Consider the following 13894-nt stretch of genomic DNA (forward strand, 5'->3'; position numbering starts at 1 on the left):
AGTAGGGTGGACCGGACCTCGAAGACACCGAGCAAACGGAGCAGGACGTGCCTCGTCAGGTGTTCCTCTACGACAAGCCCGATCGCTTTGTCGCAGGCACCGTTGGCCAGCCAGGACAACGCACCTTCTTCCTGCAGGCCAGCGCGGCCGGCCGGACCACCAGTGTCGCCCTGGAGAAGACCCAGGTGGAGGCGCTGGCGGAACGCATCGACGAACTCCTGGACGAGGTCGTACGGCGCACCGGCGGCGCCGCACCCGTGCCCGCCGTGGCCCCCGGCGAGCTGGCGGACAACGCGCCTCTGCAGGCCCCGGTCGAGGAGGAGTTCCGGGTCGGCACCATGGCCCTCGCCTGGGACGGCGCCGAGGAACGCATGATCCTGGAGGCACAGGCCCTCGTCGAGATCGAGACGGACGCCGAGGAGGACCTCGAGGCCGCGGAGGAGATGCTCCTCCAGGACGAGGAGAACGGGCCGCCCCTGCTCCGGGTGCGCCTGACCGGCGCCCAGGCACGTACCTTCGCCAAGCGCGCGCTGGACGTCGTGGCCGCGGGCCGGCCCCCGTGCCCCCTGTGCAGTCTGCCCCTGGACCCGGAAGGACACGTATGCCCGCGTCAGAACGGGTACCGGCGATCGGCGACGGCCTGAACGGCGACGCCGTCGGCGGCATAGCCGGGGCGGAACTCCTGACGCACGGCGAACTGGCGGTGCTCGGGCGGCTGCGCGACGCCTCGAACGCCGTGCTCTACTGCGAGATCGCCCACGAGGGCGTCACCGCGCACTGCGTCTACAAGCCGGTCGCCGGGGAGCGGCCGCTGTGGGACTTCCCCGACGGCACGCTCGCCCAGCGGGAAGTGGCCGCGTACCTGGTCTCCGAGGCGACCGGATGGGGCCTGGTGCCGCCCACCGTCCTGCGGGACGGGCCGTACGGCGAGGGCATGTGCCAGCTGTGGATCGACACCCCCGAGGAGGGGGAGGACGGCGGGGACGGCCTGCTCGCCCTCGTGGACGCCGAGGAGCCGGCGCCCGGCTGGAAGGCGGTCGGCTTCGCGGAGGTCGGCGAGGGCCGCACCGCGCTGCTGGTGCACGCGGACGACGAGCGGCTGCGGCGGCTCGCGGTGCTCGACGCCGTGATCAACAACGCGGACCGCAAGGGCGGCCACCTGCTGCCGACGGCGCGGGGCGGGCTCTACGCCATCGACCACGGTGTGACGTTCAACGCGGAGAACAAGCTGCGGACGCTGCTGTGGGGATGGGCGGGGGAGCCGCTGACCGAGGAGGCCGTGGAGGTCCTCGGCAAACTGGGGACCGAGCTCGGCGACGGCGGCCTCGGGGCGCGGCTGGCCGAGTTGATCACCGCCGTTGAACTTGCAGCACTGCGCGAGCGCGTGGCGGACCTGCTGCGCTCGGGCCGGCATCCGGAGCCCTCCGGGGAGTGGCCGGCCATCCCGTGGCCGCCCATCTGAGCGTTCGGGACGGGCCCGGGCCGGCCGGCCGCGGCCCCGCAGTGGGCGACGGCACAGTCCCAGGGGACCCCAGCGGTCGTTTGCCGATCACGCGGGCGGTTAATCTCATGACATGCATGCCTGGCCCGCTTCCGACGTCCCCGCCCTCCCGGGCACAGGACGCGACCTTCGTCTCCACGACACCGCGACCGGAGGTCCGGTAACCCTGGACCCCGGTCCGGTCGCCCGTATCTACGTCTGCGGGATCACCCCCTACGACGCCACCCACATGGGGCACGCGGCCACCTACAACGCGTTCGACCTCGTGCAGCGCGTGTGGCTCGACACGAAGCGCCAGGTCCACTACGTCCAGAACGTCACCGACGTCGACGACCCGCTGCTGGAGCGGGCCGAGGCCACCGGCCAGGACTGGACGGCCCTCGCCGAGCGTGAGACCACCCTGTTCCGCGAGGACATGACCGCCCTGCGGATGCTGCCCCCCGCCCACTACATCGGCGCGGTCGAGGCCATCCCCGGGATCGTCCCCCTGGTCGAGCGGCTGCTCGAGGCGGGCGCCGCCTACGAGGTCGACGGCGACATCTACTTCCACGTCGACGCCGACCCGCACTTCGGCAGCGTCTCCCACCTCGACGCGGCCGCCATGCGCGTGCTGTCCGCCGAGCGCGGCGGCGACCCGGACCGCCCCGGCAAGAAGAACCCCCTCGACCCGATCCTGTGGCTCTCGGCCCGCGAGGGAGAGCCCAGCTGGGACGGCGGCAGCCTCGGCCAGGGACGGCCCGGGTGGCACATCGAGTGCGTCGCGATCGCGCTGGACCACCTCGGCATGGGCTTCGACGTCCAGGGCGGCGGCTCCGACCTCGCCTTCCCGCACCACGAGATGGGCGCCTCGCACGCCCAGGTGCTCACCGGCGAGTTCCCCATGGCCAAGGCCTATGTGCACGCCGGCATGGTGGCGCTCCACGGCGAGAAGATGTCCAAGTCGAAGGGCAACCTGGTCTTCGTCTCGCAGCTGCGGCGGGACGGCGTCGACCCGGCCGCCATACGCCTCAGCCTGCTGGCCCACCACTACCGCGCGGACTGGGAGTGGACGGATGCCGTGCTGGAGCGGGCCGTGGAGCGGCTCGGCAGCTGGCGCGCGGCCGTGTCGCGGCCGGACGGGCCGTCCGCCGACGCGCTGGTCGAGGAGATCCGCGAGGCACTGGCCGACGACCTCGACGCGCCCGCCGCGCTCGCCGCGGTGGACCGCTGGGCGGCGCTCCAGGCCGCCGAGGGCGGCACCGACACCGGGGCCCCGGGGCTCGTGTCGCGCGCGGTGAACGCCCTGCTCGGCGTGGCGCTCTGACCTGACCGAACGGTGAAGGCCGGTGTCCCCCGCGGGGGACACCGGCCTTCACCGTTCGCCGGGGCGGCCGGCAGGCCGCGTCCGGCTCACTCGTCGTTGTCGGTGCTCTCGGGGTTCCCGGTGCTCCCGGTGCTCTCGGGGTTCCCGGTGTCTCCGCCGTTGGTGTCGGCGGCGCTGTCCTTCCCCGCCTCGTCCCGGTCGGCCCTCGGCACGGTGCCGCCGCCGGCGGTGCCGGTGTCCGGCTTCGGGGAGGTTTCCCGCAGGTAGGGGCCGGCGTCCTGGTCGCCCGCCTGCGGGTCTCGGCGCCGCAGATAGCGCTCGAACTCGCGGGCGATGGCCTCGCCCGAGGCCTCCGGCAGCTCGGCCGTGTCGCGTGCCTCCTCCAGGGTCTGCACGTACTCGGAGACCTCGCTGTCCTCGGCCGCGAGTTCGTCCACTCCGACCTGCCAGGCGCGGGCGTCCTCGGGGAGCTCGCCCAGCGGGATGCGCAGGTCCAGCAGGTCCTCGAGCCGGTTGAGCAGGGCCAGGGTGGCCTTCGGGTTGGGCGGCTGCGACACGTAGTGCGGTACGGCGGCCCACAGGCTCACCGCCGGGATCCCCGCGTGCGTACAGGCCTCCTGGAGAATGCCGACGATGCCGGTGGGGCCCTCGTAGCGGGACTCCTCCAGGCTGAGCGCGGTCGCCAGATCCGGGTCCGAGGTCACCGCGGTGACCGGGACCGGACGGGTGTGCGGCGTGTCGCCGAGCAGGGCGCCCATCACCACGACCATCTCGACGCCGAGCTCGTGGGCGAAGCCCAGGATCTCGTTGCAGAACGAGCGCCAGCGCATGCTGGGCTCGATGCCCCGGATCAGGACCAGGTCGCGCGGCTTGGGGGTCTCGATGCGGACGACGGACAGCCGGGTCGTGGGCCAGGTGATCTGGCGTACGCCGCCGTCCATCCACACCGTGGGACGGTTGACCTGGAAGTCGTAGTAGTCCTCGGCGTCGAGCGCCGCGAACACCTCACCCTTGAACTCCCGGTCCAGATGCCCGACCGCGGCGGAGGCGGCGTCCCCGGCGTCGTTCCAGCCCTCGAACGCGGCCACCATGACCGGGTCGATCAGCTCGGGAACTCCCTCGAGCTCGATCACCCAGCGCCTCCTTCCGGCCGGAAGGGGGATGGTGTCACCCCCGCCGGCTGCCGTTCCTTCGCGTGCTGCACCAGCCTACGGCTTCACGGGACAGGTGCCGCCGCCTTCGTAGGGGGATGATCCCCAGCGTCGCCGGACGTACGCGTCCCGTCGTCCTCCGGTCCCCATGCGGAGCGGTACGCGGCCCAGTCGCCGTCGGTGGCGTGGAAGTCGACGTAGAGGGCGAGCCCGAAGCGCTCGCGGGCGGGATCGTGCCGGGCGAGGCCCAGCCGCGCACCGCGCGCGGCGGCGGCGACGGTCTCCGCCCACGCGTGGTGGCCCAGGTTGTTCGTGTGATACCCGGGCAGCCCGATCAGCAGGTCAGTGGACGGCGGGGTCACCCCCAGGGCCAGCGCGGTCTGCTGGGCGACGTAGCCGCCGAAGAAGCTCTCCAGCGGCAGGGAGGTGTCGTAGGCCATGACCGCGACCTGGTCGACCCTCCGGGCGACCTCCCCGAGATAGGCCTGCGACCACCACTTCGGGTGATGGAACAGCGTGCCCGCCGGTACGTGCAGGGACGGCAGCGGATCGATCTGGTGTGTCGCGACGGACAGGACGGCGCCGCCCCGGGACGTCAGCGCGTGCACGGAGTCCAGGACGTCGAGGAATCCGCAGTCGCCGGAGTACATCGGCTCCAGATCCAGGTGCACCCCGTCGAACCCCGCCGCCAGTGCCTGCCCGGCGCTCGCCTCGATCCGCGACCGCGTGGCCGGGTCGTCCAGGCGCAGGCCCTCGTCGCCGCCGTGCGAGACCACCTGTCCCAGCCATGCCTGCACGCGCACCCCGGGCAGCGCGCGGTGTGCCTCCCGGATCAGCGACGCGGCCTTCGGGTACAGCGCCGGTTCCAGACTGCCGTCGAACTCCAGCGGGCCGGTGTGCACGTACAGGTCCCGGGTGCCGCTGCCGCGCAGTTTCCGGCCGAGCGCTGCCAGGTCGGCCGCGTCCCGGCGGCCGTCGACCCAGGCGTGCCCGAGCCAGACCGCGTTGCGGCCGCGGTCGGCGCCCGCGGCGGAGGGGTCGCCGACGTACTCCAGGCGCAGGGCGACGCCCGCGGCCAGTACCGGCAGCAGCACGACGAGAGCGACCACGAGGGCGCAACGCCGCAGCGTGCGGACGGAGGGGCGGCGGAGCCGGAGCGCGAGGCGGGGCGGACGACTGTGGTGGTCCGGGCTGTGGTGGTCCGGGCTGTGGTGGTCCGGGTGTGCGCGCGAATTCATCCGACCCCTGCTGTCGACTTCCCTCGATCATTCCTTCGAGAGACCGGACGCACGGAACCCCGTCCCCGGTTCGCCCGCCGGGCGGCGGCTCAGAGGGTCGAGCGCAGCCACTGCTCGACGCTGGCGACATGGACCGTCGCCCACGACCGCGCCGCCTCCGCGTCGCGGTCGCGCAGCGCGCCGAGGATCGCCCGGTGTTCGTGCAGGGTGCGGCTGACCGCGTCCTCCTGGGTCAGCCCGCGCCAGATCCGCGCCCGCGTGGTGGGCCCGGACAGCCCGTCGAGCAGCGAGCAGAGCACCGAGTTGCCGGCCGCCTGCACGATGCCGCGGTGGAACTCCAGGTCGCACGACACGAGTTCCTCGACCGAGGGGTCGGTCCCCAGCGCGGCCAACTGGGCCTCCAGAGCCTCCAACTGGGCCTCCGGGATGATCGCGGCCGCCATGGCCGTCGCCGCGGGCTCCAGTATGCGCCGCACGGCCAGGAACTCCAGCACCGTGTCGTCGCGGTGGAAGTCCACCACGAAGCTCATTGCCTCCAGCAGGAGTTGGGGGTCGAGGCTGGTGACGTACGTGCCGTCGCCCTGCCGTACGTCCAGGATGCGGATCAGCGAGAGCGCGCGCACCGCCTCGCGCAGCGAGTTGCGCGACAGGCCGAGGTCGGCCGCCAGTTCGCTCTCCTTGGGAAGCCGGTCGCCAGGGCGCAGCGCACCGGAGACGATCATCCCCTTGATCTTCTCGATCGCCTCGTCGGTGACTGCCATGACCGCCCTCGCCTCCAGGACATCCGATGTATCGGGCCATTATGCCCGCACCGCCCGTGCGCCGGAACCTTCTCGAGAGGCTGGTCCACCGACGTGCGTGGCCATCTTCCGCGGAATGCCGAGAGGCCGCGTCCACCGCTGCGAACACGATGGCGTTTCGCTGTGCGGTGTCACGGGATCGCGCTCGAGCGCGCGGGTTCTGCTCGCCGGCCCGCACCGATTGCCGGTGTCGGCTCCCTGAGCGAAGGGCAGACAACCCTGCAGACTGTCCCTGGTGAACGGGGAGTTCGGTGCAAGGGGGTGCACGGTGCCTTGTCCGGTCGACGCCAACGACCGTGCGTCCTGCCAGGGCGGGTCCGACCGGGTCCGTCCTGCCGGCGGGGATCCGAGGAGCCTGCGTGCGGTGGCCGCGGGCCTCACCCCGGTCGGCGATCCGCACCACAGAAGGCCTCGCAGGGAGGGAGCGGGGTGGGAACACTCACGTCGATCGGCCCGCAGAAAGCCGAAGGGGCGAAGTTGATTTTCCGCACCGTGGCACGGTTCTGAGAGGGGAACGAATGGCCGGCGGAGGGCCCGTCAATCAATTGGGGGATCTCAAGGCGCGCTACCCCCGTGACATCGCAGCGGTCCTGTTGCTCAAGTGTTTCGGTGTCCGAGTTTCATCGCAAGGGCGCAATTATCTCGCCCGGAGGCCCTGTCTGCTGTTCTTCGTCGTCCTGGCGACCCCCGGAATCATCTCGCTCGCACCGCGGATCACTGACCCGCTGTCGGGGAGTCCGGAAGCGAGGTACTCCGGCTGGGTGGGGTACTTCATTCTGGTGGATCTGATGTGCGTGGCTTTCGAATGGGCGGGATGCCGCGCGTTCTACGCCCTGACGCAGGACCTCGACGAGATGCTCACGGGGCGGGGGCGCGACGCAGTGCACGCCTGGATCACCCGTACGACCTCCCCATGGCGGCAAGCCGTGGTCTCCGCTGTCGGCGCAAGTGTCGGCCTGGGCGGAATGATGGCCGTGGACAGTGCTCCGGAGACTCAGCGAGTGATCTCTGTCGGGGTGGGATCGTACCTCGTTGTCGCCGTGACCGGCGGGTGCGTCTTCAACTGTGTTTACTGGCTGTGGGAGTGCGCCTATCTCCCGAGGTCCCTCGCGCGGGCCGGAAACATGCGACTTCTGTGGTCGTCTCCTGCTCGAACCCCAGGCATCGAGTTGCTGTCGCGCTGCTACAGGTGGGCTTCACTCCTTGCGGCAGTCGGAACGGCGGTCTGCATATACCCCTGGATATCATGGTCAGGGGAGGCTCGGGGTTCGAGTATGCTCTCGGTCGCGAAATGGACACTGCTGTTCATATCCATGGCGGCGACTTTGGCGATCTCCTTTACTCCACAGTGGTTCCTGTCATCCGCGGTCAGTCGCGCGCGGCTGGTTTCAGTGCGAAGATTGAGGAGGGGACTTCCCGTGCATGCCCCGGTCTCGGATTCTGTCATGACGGAGGAATCTGCGAGGCGGCTGGACGCCCTGGACGGTGTCATCGCAAGCCCTTCCGGAGTGATCGATGGGCAGACCATTTCCTCCGCACTTCTTGCCCTTGCGGCCGCCGGTATTCCGCCCATTCTCCAGATAATCCTCGACTGACCTGCTGCGCCGGCACACCTGCGAAAAACGCCATTCCCCGGATGCGGCTGTCGGCCGCCGTACTTCGCGAGGCGGACGACCGCGAGGCCGTCGGACACCGGGAGGGAAACCTCGTCCTCGGGGCCGCCGGGCCTCCATGATCGGCATACCGCCCGACCGGGCCACCCGCTGCGTCCGCCTCAGCCGCATGCCCGGCGACTACGGAGGCCCCCGCGATACGCGACGCCCCCGTCGATCAGACCGCCCAACGAACAAGGGCCTTGTCCCACCGAAGTGGAACAAGGCCCCGAACTGCGACAACGTTCACAACGCTGTCGGGACGACAGGATTTGAACCTGCGACCCCTTGACCCCCAGTCAAGTGCGCTACCAAGCTGCGCCACGTCCCGGTGCGGACCGGCCGGGGCGGTGCCCCGGAAGATCACGTAAAGAGGAGAATACCCGAAGGACGCTGATCAGCCGAATCGCTCGATCCGAATCCGCCCGGACGGCTGCCCGCCGTCCACCAGGAGGCGGGAGGCGTGCTCCGCGAAACCGTTGCCGCCGCACACGTACGCCTCCCAGCCGCCCGGCGGCGGATCGGCCAGGTACGGGGCCAGATGCGCGGCGGCCAGCCGGCCCTGGGAGCGGGTGAGGACGACGGTGGTCTCGGCGCCGTACTCGCGGGCGTAGATCAGGTCCTCGCTCGTCCGGGCGGAGACGATCAGCCGCAACGGCACGTCCAGCCCGCGCAGCCGGCGGTGGCGGATCATCGACATCAGCGGCACGACGCCCGAGCCGGCGCCGAGCAGCAGCGCGGGCCGGTCGCCCGACCAGGCGAAGAAGCCGCTGTGCGGGCCGCGGACCTCGACGGTGTCGCCGGGCCGGGCGACGGTGTGCAGATGCCCGGAGACCTCGCCGTCCGGGACGTGGTCGAGGGTGAGCTCGATGTGGCCGGAGCCGTCCGGCGCGGAGGCGAGCGAGTAGTTGCGCTGGGCGGTGTAGCCGTCGCCCGCCGTGAGGCGCAGTGTGAGGTACTGGCCCGGCAGGTGCCCGGCCCAGCCGGGCACCGCGAACCGGAACGTCGCGGCGCGCGGGGTCTCGCGGCGCACCTCGGTGAGTGTGGCGCGCCGCCACACCGCGGCGGCTGCCTCGCCGACCGCGACGCGGCCGGGCACGGAGAAGCGCGTCGGCGGGACGAAGGGAGGAACGGCGAGCTCAGTCATGGGCGTAGCGCTGTTCCTGCCACGGGTTGCCGCGGGGGTGGTAGCCGTTCTGCTCCCAGAAGCCGGCCTCGTCGTGGTCGAGCAGGCGGATGCCCGCGATCCACTTGGCGCTCTTCCAGAAGTACAGGTGCGGGACGACCAGCCGGGCCGGCCCGCCGTGCTCGGGGGCCAGCGGCGCGCCGTCGTGCTCGAAGGCGATCCAGGCCCGCCCGCCGGTGACGTCGGCCAGCGGCAGGTTCGCGGCGTAGCCGGTGTGCGCGTACGCCACGACGTGCGTGGCGGCGGGGGAGGGGCGAACCGCCGCCAGGAAGGCGTCCAGTGACACCCCGCCGAAGTGCACGCCGAACCTGGACCACCCGGTCACGCAGTGGATGTCGCCGCGGTAGGTAGACGAGGGCAGGGTCCGCGCCTCGTCCCAGGTCCAGGTGCGCGGCGCCGTCACCAGGCCGTCGACGCGGAACGTCCACTCCGCCGCCGTGAGCCGGGGGGTGACCTCGGCGGACAGCACGGGCCACTCGTCGCCCGCGTCGTACTGCCCGGGCGGCAGCCGCGGGTCGCGGTCGGCGGCCCGGGCGCGGCCGGTGAAGCCGCGGGTGGGTTCCAGCGCGGAGGTCATGCCGGGTGCTCCTGCTCCAGCGCCTCCAGCGCGCGCAGCGCGGCCGGCTCGTCCAGGGTCAGCAGGGCGCGGTCGCGCATGAGGACGCGGCCGTCCACGACGGTGTCGCGCACATCGGCGGCCGCGGCGGCGTACGCGAGCATCGACCACGGGTCGTGGCGCGGGGCCAGGTGCGGCCCGCCCAGATCGAGGACGACGAGGTCGGCGCGCTTGCCGGGTTCCAGGGAGCCGAGGTGGGCGTCCAGGCCCAGGGCGCGCGCGGACTCGATCGTCGCCATCCGCACCGCCTGCTCGGCGCCCACGGCGGTGGGGTCGCCGCCGGCCTTGTGCACCATCGCGGCGGCCCGTACCGCGCCGAGCACGTCGAGGGTGTTGGAGCTGACGACGCCGTCGGTGCCGAGGCCGACCGTCACACCGGCGGCCAGCAGGTCCGGCACGCGGGCGATGCCGCAGCCCAGCTTCAGATTGGAGACCGGGCAGTGCGCGACGGCCGTGCCGGTCCTGGCCAGCGCGGTGATCTCGCCGTCCGTGAGGTCCACCGCGTGGGCGAGGAGCACGTCGGGGCCGAGCACCCCGAGCGAGTCCAGCAGTTCCACCGGGCGCTTGCCGTGGCGTTCGACGACCATGGCGACCTCGGCGGCGTTCTCCGCCGCGTGAACGTGCAGCAGCGCGCCGTGCTCGCGGGCCAGCGCGCTGATCGCCACCAGCTGCCCGGGGTCCAGGGTGTAGGCGCTGTGCGCGAAGACCACCGGGCGGGTGCCCGGTGCGTGGGACGCGCGTGCCGCCAGGTCGGCGGCGGCCCAGGACATGCGGTCCTCGTAAGGGCGGCCGTCCGGCGGGCCGGGGACGTCCATGAACGTCGGGCCGGCCAGCAGCCGCCAGCCGGCCTCCCGGGCGGCCTTCTCGGCGGACTCGTGGAACCAGTACATGTCCAGGCCGGTGGTGACGCCCGCGCGCACGCTCTCCGCCACCGCGACCCGCACCCCGGCCGCCACCGCCGTCGGCGACAGCAGTTCGGCCTCGCGGGGGATCACCCGGGCCAGGAACTCCTGGAGGTCCACGTCGTCGGCGCAGCCCCGCAGCAGGGTCATCGCGAGGTGGGTGTGGGTGTTGATCAGGCCGGGCAGCACCAGGCAGCCCGTCGCGTCGATCTCCTCGGCCGCCCGGTGGGCGGCGCGGACCTGTGCGGCCGGGCCGACCGCCACGATCGCGCCGTCGCGCACCGCGACCGCGCCGTCCGGCACGACGGTGCCCGTCGCGTCGACGGTCAGCACATCGCCGCCGTGCACCAGCAGATCGGCGTCCTGAACGCTCACTTCACGTCGCTTCCGTACTCGGTGGCCAGCAGATGCAAGGCGTCCAACGTTACCCGGCTGCCGCGGGCCACCCCCGCGGCGACCACCGAGCGGTACGGGTCGTAGCCGCCGGTCGCCTCGACGTCGACGAGGTCGTCCGCGTTGGCCCCGTCCACGACCAGCGCGCCGCCCGCGACCAGGCCCCGCGTGGAGGCGAGCACCAGCAGCGCCGACAGCTCCATCTCGATCGCCGCGATGCCGGCGGCCGCGTACGCCTCGCCCGGCAGCGGCAGGAAGCCCGGCTGGAACGCCGCCCGCGTCCAGACCACCCCGCGGTGGTGCGGCGCGTCCAGGGCCCGGGCCGCACGCACCAGGGCCAGCACCGCCTCCGGCGTCGCGAACGCCGGGTACTCCGGCGGCAGCAGTTGCTGCGTCACCCCGTCGTCGCGCACCGCCGCCTCGGCGATCACCAGGTCGCCGTCGCCGATCCCGGCCGCGATCGCCCCGGCGGTGCCCAGCCGCAGGATCGTGCGGACCCCGGCGTCCGCCAGCTCCTGGAACAGCAGCATCGCCCCCGGGGCGCCCACCCCGTGCGAGGCGACCACCACGGCCGTGCCCTTCCACGTCCCGGTGAAGGTGCGGTACTCGCGGTGGTGCGCCACCTCCCGCGCCCCCGCCAGCATCCCGGCGACCTCCGCCGCCCGCGCCGGGTCGCCCACGACAACCGCGTACGCGGGCAGCCCCGATCGGGGGACGCGGGTGATGGGCTGCGTATCGGTGGTCATCGTGCCTCCAGGCGCGGTTGGGATGCTCCCGGACGCTACACGGACGCGCCCCGCCGCCTCAGGCGGCCCGGCGACGGAGCAGCCCGAAGGCCGCGACGCAGGCGAGGGCGGCCACGGCCAGGACGAGCGCCGACTCGACGAACTGGAGCAGCCAGTAGTGCGACGCGGGGTGGATCACGGCGTAGGCGTCCGTGGCGCCCATGTCCCTCAGGCACTGCTCGAACTCCCTCGGCAGGTCCAGATTGCACTGGGCCCCGGACAGGGGTTTCCCGGCGGCCGTGACGAGGCCGACCTCGATCCGGTCGGCACTGGCGGGCAGCCGCGCCGCTTCGAAGCCGGTCCACCGGGTCGTCGGCCACAGACGGGACCGGAACGTGACGAGGGTGAGGTGGACGAGGACGGTGGCGAAGAAGGCGAAGCCGAGACCGCTGAGCGTACGGCGCATCAGCAGGCCGCTCAGCGTTCCGAGTGCCAGACCGAGCAGGACGTACGCGAGCCCGACCGGGCCGCTCGCGAAGAAGACGTCCTTCTCGTACCAACCGGGTGCCGCGTCGCTCGTACCGGAGGTCCAGACCCAGCGGAAGACCAGCGACAGGACAGTCATGCCCACCGTGAGCGCCAGGGCGGGCACCGCCAGGGTGGCGGCGAGCCAGCGGGCCGGGCTGACCGACTGGGTCCAGGCGAGTGCGGCGGTGCCGTTCTCGAGCTCACGGCCGATCAGCGCGCCGCCCGCGAAGACGGCGACGGCGAACGGGAGGAGGACGATCGCGTTGCCGGCCAGATGGAGGCCGGCGAAGTCGTCGCCGGGAAGGGGGTCACGTCCGCCGTTCCCCATGGCCATCCGGTACGACCACAGGAGCCCGCCGACTCCGGCGGCCACGAGGGCGGTCCAGATCCACAGGGCCGTACGGTGCACCCGCAGCACCGACCAGGTCAGGCCGTGCGCGTTCCGCAGGCGGTGCGGGGGGAGCGTCAGGGCGGTCATACGGTGGCCTCCTGCCAGGACGTGGGAACGGCGCTGCCGGTGATGAGGGCGGGTGCCCCGGGATTGCGCAGGTGGGCGAGGACCAGTTCCTCCAGGCCGGGGTTCTCCACCAGCCAGCGGCTGCTGTCGACCGCCCCGCCGGGGCGGACCAGCGCGGTGCGTCCCCGGCCCGAGACGCGCTCCTCGATGACCGTGTGGGCTCCGAAGTCCTCGCCGACCCCGGTGAGCAGGCGGTGGGCCGCCAGGAGATCCTCGATCCCACCGGCCAGCCGGACCTGACCGCCGCCGAGCAGCAGCAGGTGGTCGCAGGACTGCTCGAGTTCCTGCACGACATGGGAGGACATCACGACGGTCGTGCCGTGCTCCACCGCCTCGGCCAGCAGTGCGCCGGTCAGTTCGTGCCGGGCCTGCGGGTCGAGCTCGGACATCGGCTCGTCCAGCAGGAGCAGATCGGACCGTTTGCCGAGCGCCAGGGCGAGGGCGACGCGGGTGCGCTGACCACCGGACAGGGCGCGGATCCGCGCCCTGGGAGACAGCCCCCCTGCCTCCACGATCCGCATCGCCGTCTCGTGGTGCCAGCGGCCGGGGTTCAGCTCGGCGCCGAGGCGCAGTGTTTCGGCGACGGTGAGGTGCGGGTGCAGAGGCTTGTCCTGGGCGACGTACGCGATGCGGGCGCGGGCGGTCGCCGGCGTCGTGCCAAGGACGCGTATCTCCCCCTCGGCCGGCCGGAGCAGCCCCGCGGCCAGCGCGAGGAGCGTCGACTTGCCCGCGCCGTTGGGCCCCACGAGTGCGCAGATCCGGCCCACGGGCAACCGGAACGAGCAGTCCCGCAGGACGGGTTCGCGGCTCCACGGGTATCGCACCGTGAGCCCGGACGCCTCGAGGGCGGCCGTTTCCTCGTTCATTTCTCCTCCTCGGAGAACTCCTGGTCCAGAACGGACTGGAACAGCGCGGAGGCGTCCTCGCGGTCGAGTCCGCTCACGCGTGCCCGGCGCATCCAGCCGGCCAGCTCCGCGGCGAGCGGCGAGTCGGCGGGCGCGGCGCCGAGTGACCTCTGCACGAAGGTGCCGAGGCCGCGGCGGGCCACCACCAGGCCCTCGCGCTCCAGTTCGCGGTAGGCCTTCAGCACGGTGTTCGGATTGACGACGGCCGTCTCGACCACTTGGCGGGCGGTGGGCAGCTGGTCACCGGGCCGGAGCAGCCCGAGCCGCAGGGCCTGTTTGGTCTGATGGACGATCTGCAGGTAGGTGGCGACCCCGCTGCGCCGGTCGATGCGGAACTCGACCATGCGTCAACCCCCCTTTAACTAATCAAGTAGTTAAAGGGTGTTTCAAGAAGGCGCCGATGTCAACCCGGCGCCAACCCGCCCTGTCGCGGGGCGGGTTGGCGGGTTGGCGGGACGGGAACGCGAAAGGGCCCGG

The 13894-nt window shown here is 72.4% G+C and carries 14 protein-coding genes and 1 tRNA gene; 4 read left to right on the forward strand and 11 right to left on the reverse strand.

All coding sequences use genetic code 11. The features are described from left to right. Positions 1 to 47 precede the first annotated feature (47 nt). The 3 genes from RV983_RS28645 to mshC all read left to right on the forward strand — a co-directional run bounded on the left by RV983_RS28645 (position 48) and on the right by mshC (position 2804). The gene (locus RV983_RS28645) at positions 48 to 644 is read left to right on the forward strand and encodes a DUF3090 domain-containing protein (protein ID WP_475988601.1); all 597 of its coding nucleotides are present in this window, start codon (positions 48 to 50) and stop codon (positions 642 to 644) included. Further along, complete coding sequence (locus RV983_RS28650; RefSeq protein ID WP_475988602.1) at positions 602 to 1462, forward strand: SCO1664 family protein; 861 nt, start codon at positions 602 to 604, stop codon at positions 1460 to 1462. The genes RV983_RS28645 and RV983_RS28650 overlap by 43 nt, the downstream gene beginning before the upstream one ends. 112 nt (positions 1463 to 1574) lie before the next feature. Continuing rightward, positions 1575 to 2804, forward strand: a complete 1230-nt coding sequence (gene mshC, locus RV983_RS28655; protein ID WP_475988603.1) for a cysteine--1-D-myo-inosityl 2-amino-2-deoxy-alpha-D-glucopyranoside ligase — start codon at positions 1575 to 1577, stop codon at positions 2802 to 2804. Between the two features lie 86 nt (positions 2805 to 2890). On the opposite strand, the gene RV983_RS28660 is transcribed toward mshC, so the two are convergent. The 3 genes from RV983_RS28660 to RV983_RS28670 all read right to left on the reverse strand — a co-directional run bounded on the left by RV983_RS28660 (position 2891) and on the right by RV983_RS28670 (position 5954). Beyond that, positions 2891 to 3937 carry a PAC2 family protein gene (locus RV983_RS28660; protein WP_475988604.1) on the reverse strand — a complete coding sequence of 349 codons (1047 nt, stop codon included), beginning with the start codon at positions 3935 to 3937 and terminating at the stop codon, positions 2891 to 2893. Between the two features lie 83 nt (positions 3938 to 4020). After that, entirely contained in the window at positions 4021 to 5193 is a 1173-nt protein-coding gene (locus RV983_RS28665) for a glycoside hydrolase family 18 protein (RefSeq protein WP_475988605.1), read from the reverse strand. A gap of 89 nt (positions 5194 to 5282) precedes the next feature. Next, the gene (locus RV983_RS28670; RefSeq protein ID WP_475988606.1) at positions 5283 to 5954 is read right to left on the reverse strand and encodes a FadR/GntR family transcriptional regulator; all 672 of its coding nucleotides are present in this window, start codon (positions 5952 to 5954) and stop codon (positions 5283 to 5285) included. Positions 5955 to 6538: 584 nt separating this feature from the next. Here RV983_RS28670 and RV983_RS28675 point away from each other — a divergent pair. Then, positions 6539 to 7588: a hypothetical protein gene (locus RV983_RS28675; protein ID WP_475988607.1), complete on the forward strand. Its 1050-nt coding sequence runs from the start codon at positions 6539 to 6541 to the stop codon at positions 7586 to 7588. A 314-nt stretch (positions 7589 to 7902) separates the two neighbouring features. On the opposite strand, the gene RV983_RS28680 is transcribed toward RV983_RS28675, so the two are convergent. The 8 genes from RV983_RS28680 to RV983_RS28715 form a co-directional block, all read right to left on the reverse strand. Next, positions 7903 to 7976 (reverse strand) — tRNA-Pro (locus RV983_RS28680). Between the two features lie 66 nt (positions 7977 to 8042). After that, positions 8043 to 8792 (reverse strand): ferredoxin reductase, encoded by a 750-nt coding sequence (locus RV983_RS28685; RefSeq protein ID WP_475988608.1) that lies wholly within the window; start codon positions 8790 to 8792, stop codon positions 8043 to 8045. Continuing rightward, positions 8785 to 9396 carry a sulfite oxidase-like oxidoreductase gene (locus RV983_RS28690; protein WP_475990488.1) on the reverse strand — a complete coding sequence of 204 codons (612 nt, stop codon included), beginning with the start codon at positions 9394 to 9396 and terminating at the stop codon, positions 8785 to 8787. The genes RV983_RS28685 and RV983_RS28690 overlap by 8 nt, the downstream gene beginning before the upstream one ends. Positions 9397 to 9404: 8 nt before the next feature. After that, positions 9405 to 10724, reverse strand: coding sequence for an amidohydrolase (locus tag RV983_RS28695; protein ID WP_475988609.1), 1320 nt, complete (start codon positions 10722 to 10724; stop codon positions 9405 to 9407). Continuing rightward, positions 10721 to 11488 carry a nucleoside phosphorylase gene (locus RV983_RS28700; protein WP_475988610.1) on the reverse strand — a complete coding sequence of 256 codons (768 nt, stop codon included), beginning with the start codon at positions 11486 to 11488 and terminating at the stop codon, positions 10721 to 10723. Before RV983_RS28700 ends, RV983_RS28695 begins: the two co-directional genes overlap by 4 nt. Before the next feature lie 58 nt (positions 11489 to 11546). Further along, positions 11547 to 12473, reverse strand: coding sequence for an ABC transporter permease (locus RV983_RS28705; protein WP_475988611.1), 927 nt, complete (start codon positions 12471 to 12473; stop codon positions 11547 to 11549). Further along, on the reverse strand, positions 12470 to 13378 hold the full coding sequence (locus tag RV983_RS28710) for an ABC transporter ATP-binding protein (protein WP_475988612.1): 909 nt from the start codon (positions 13376 to 13378) through the stop codon (positions 12470 to 12472). Before RV983_RS28710 ends, RV983_RS28705 begins: the two co-directional genes overlap by 4 nt. Beyond that, a complete protein-coding gene (locus RV983_RS28715; protein WP_475988613.1) occupies positions 13375 to 13761 on the reverse strand; it encodes a GntR family transcriptional regulator in 387 nt (128 codons plus the stop codon). The genes RV983_RS28710 and RV983_RS28715 overlap by 4 nt, the downstream gene beginning before the upstream one ends. Positions 13762 to 13894 lie beyond the last annotated feature (133 nt).

The organism is Streptomyces sp. RLA123, from assembly GCF_056270165.1.

Excerpts from the sequence above, each read along its gene's own strand:
- RV983_RS28650 (WP_475988602.1), top strand. The coding sequence starts at position 602 with ATGCCCGCGTCAGAACGGGTACCGGCGATCGGCGACGGCCTGAACGGC.
- mshC (WP_475988603.1), top strand. The coding sequence starts at position 1,575 with ATGCATGCCTGGCCCGCTTCCGACGTCCCCGCCCTCCCGGGCACAGGA.
- RV983_RS28665 (WP_475988605.1), bottom strand. The coding sequence starts at position 5,193 with ATGAATTCGCGCGCACACCCGGACCACCACAGCCCGGACCACCACAGC.
- RV983_RS28670 (WP_475988606.1), bottom strand. The coding sequence starts at position 5,954 with ATGGCAGTCACCGACGAGGCGATCGAGAAGATCAAGGGGATGATCGTC.
- RV983_RS28685 (WP_475988608.1), bottom strand. The coding sequence starts at position 8,792 with ATGACTGAGCTCGCCGTTCCTCCCTTCGTCCCGCCGACGCGCTTCTCC.
- RV983_RS28700 (WP_475988610.1), bottom strand. The coding sequence starts at position 11,488 with ATGACCACCGATACGCAGCCCATCACCCGCGTCCCCCGATCGGGGCTG.
- RV983_RS28705 (WP_475988611.1), bottom strand. The coding sequence starts at position 12,473 with ATGACCGCCCTGACGCTCCCCCCGCACCGCCTGCGGAACGCGCACGGC.
- RV983_RS28710 (WP_475988612.1), bottom strand. The coding sequence starts at position 13,378 with ATGAACGAGGAAACGGCCGCCCTCGAGGCGTCCGGGCTCACGGTGCGA.
- RV983_RS28715 (WP_475988613.1), bottom strand. The coding sequence starts at position 13,761 with ATGGTCGAGTTCCGCATCGACCGGCGCAGCGGGGTCGCCACCTACCTG.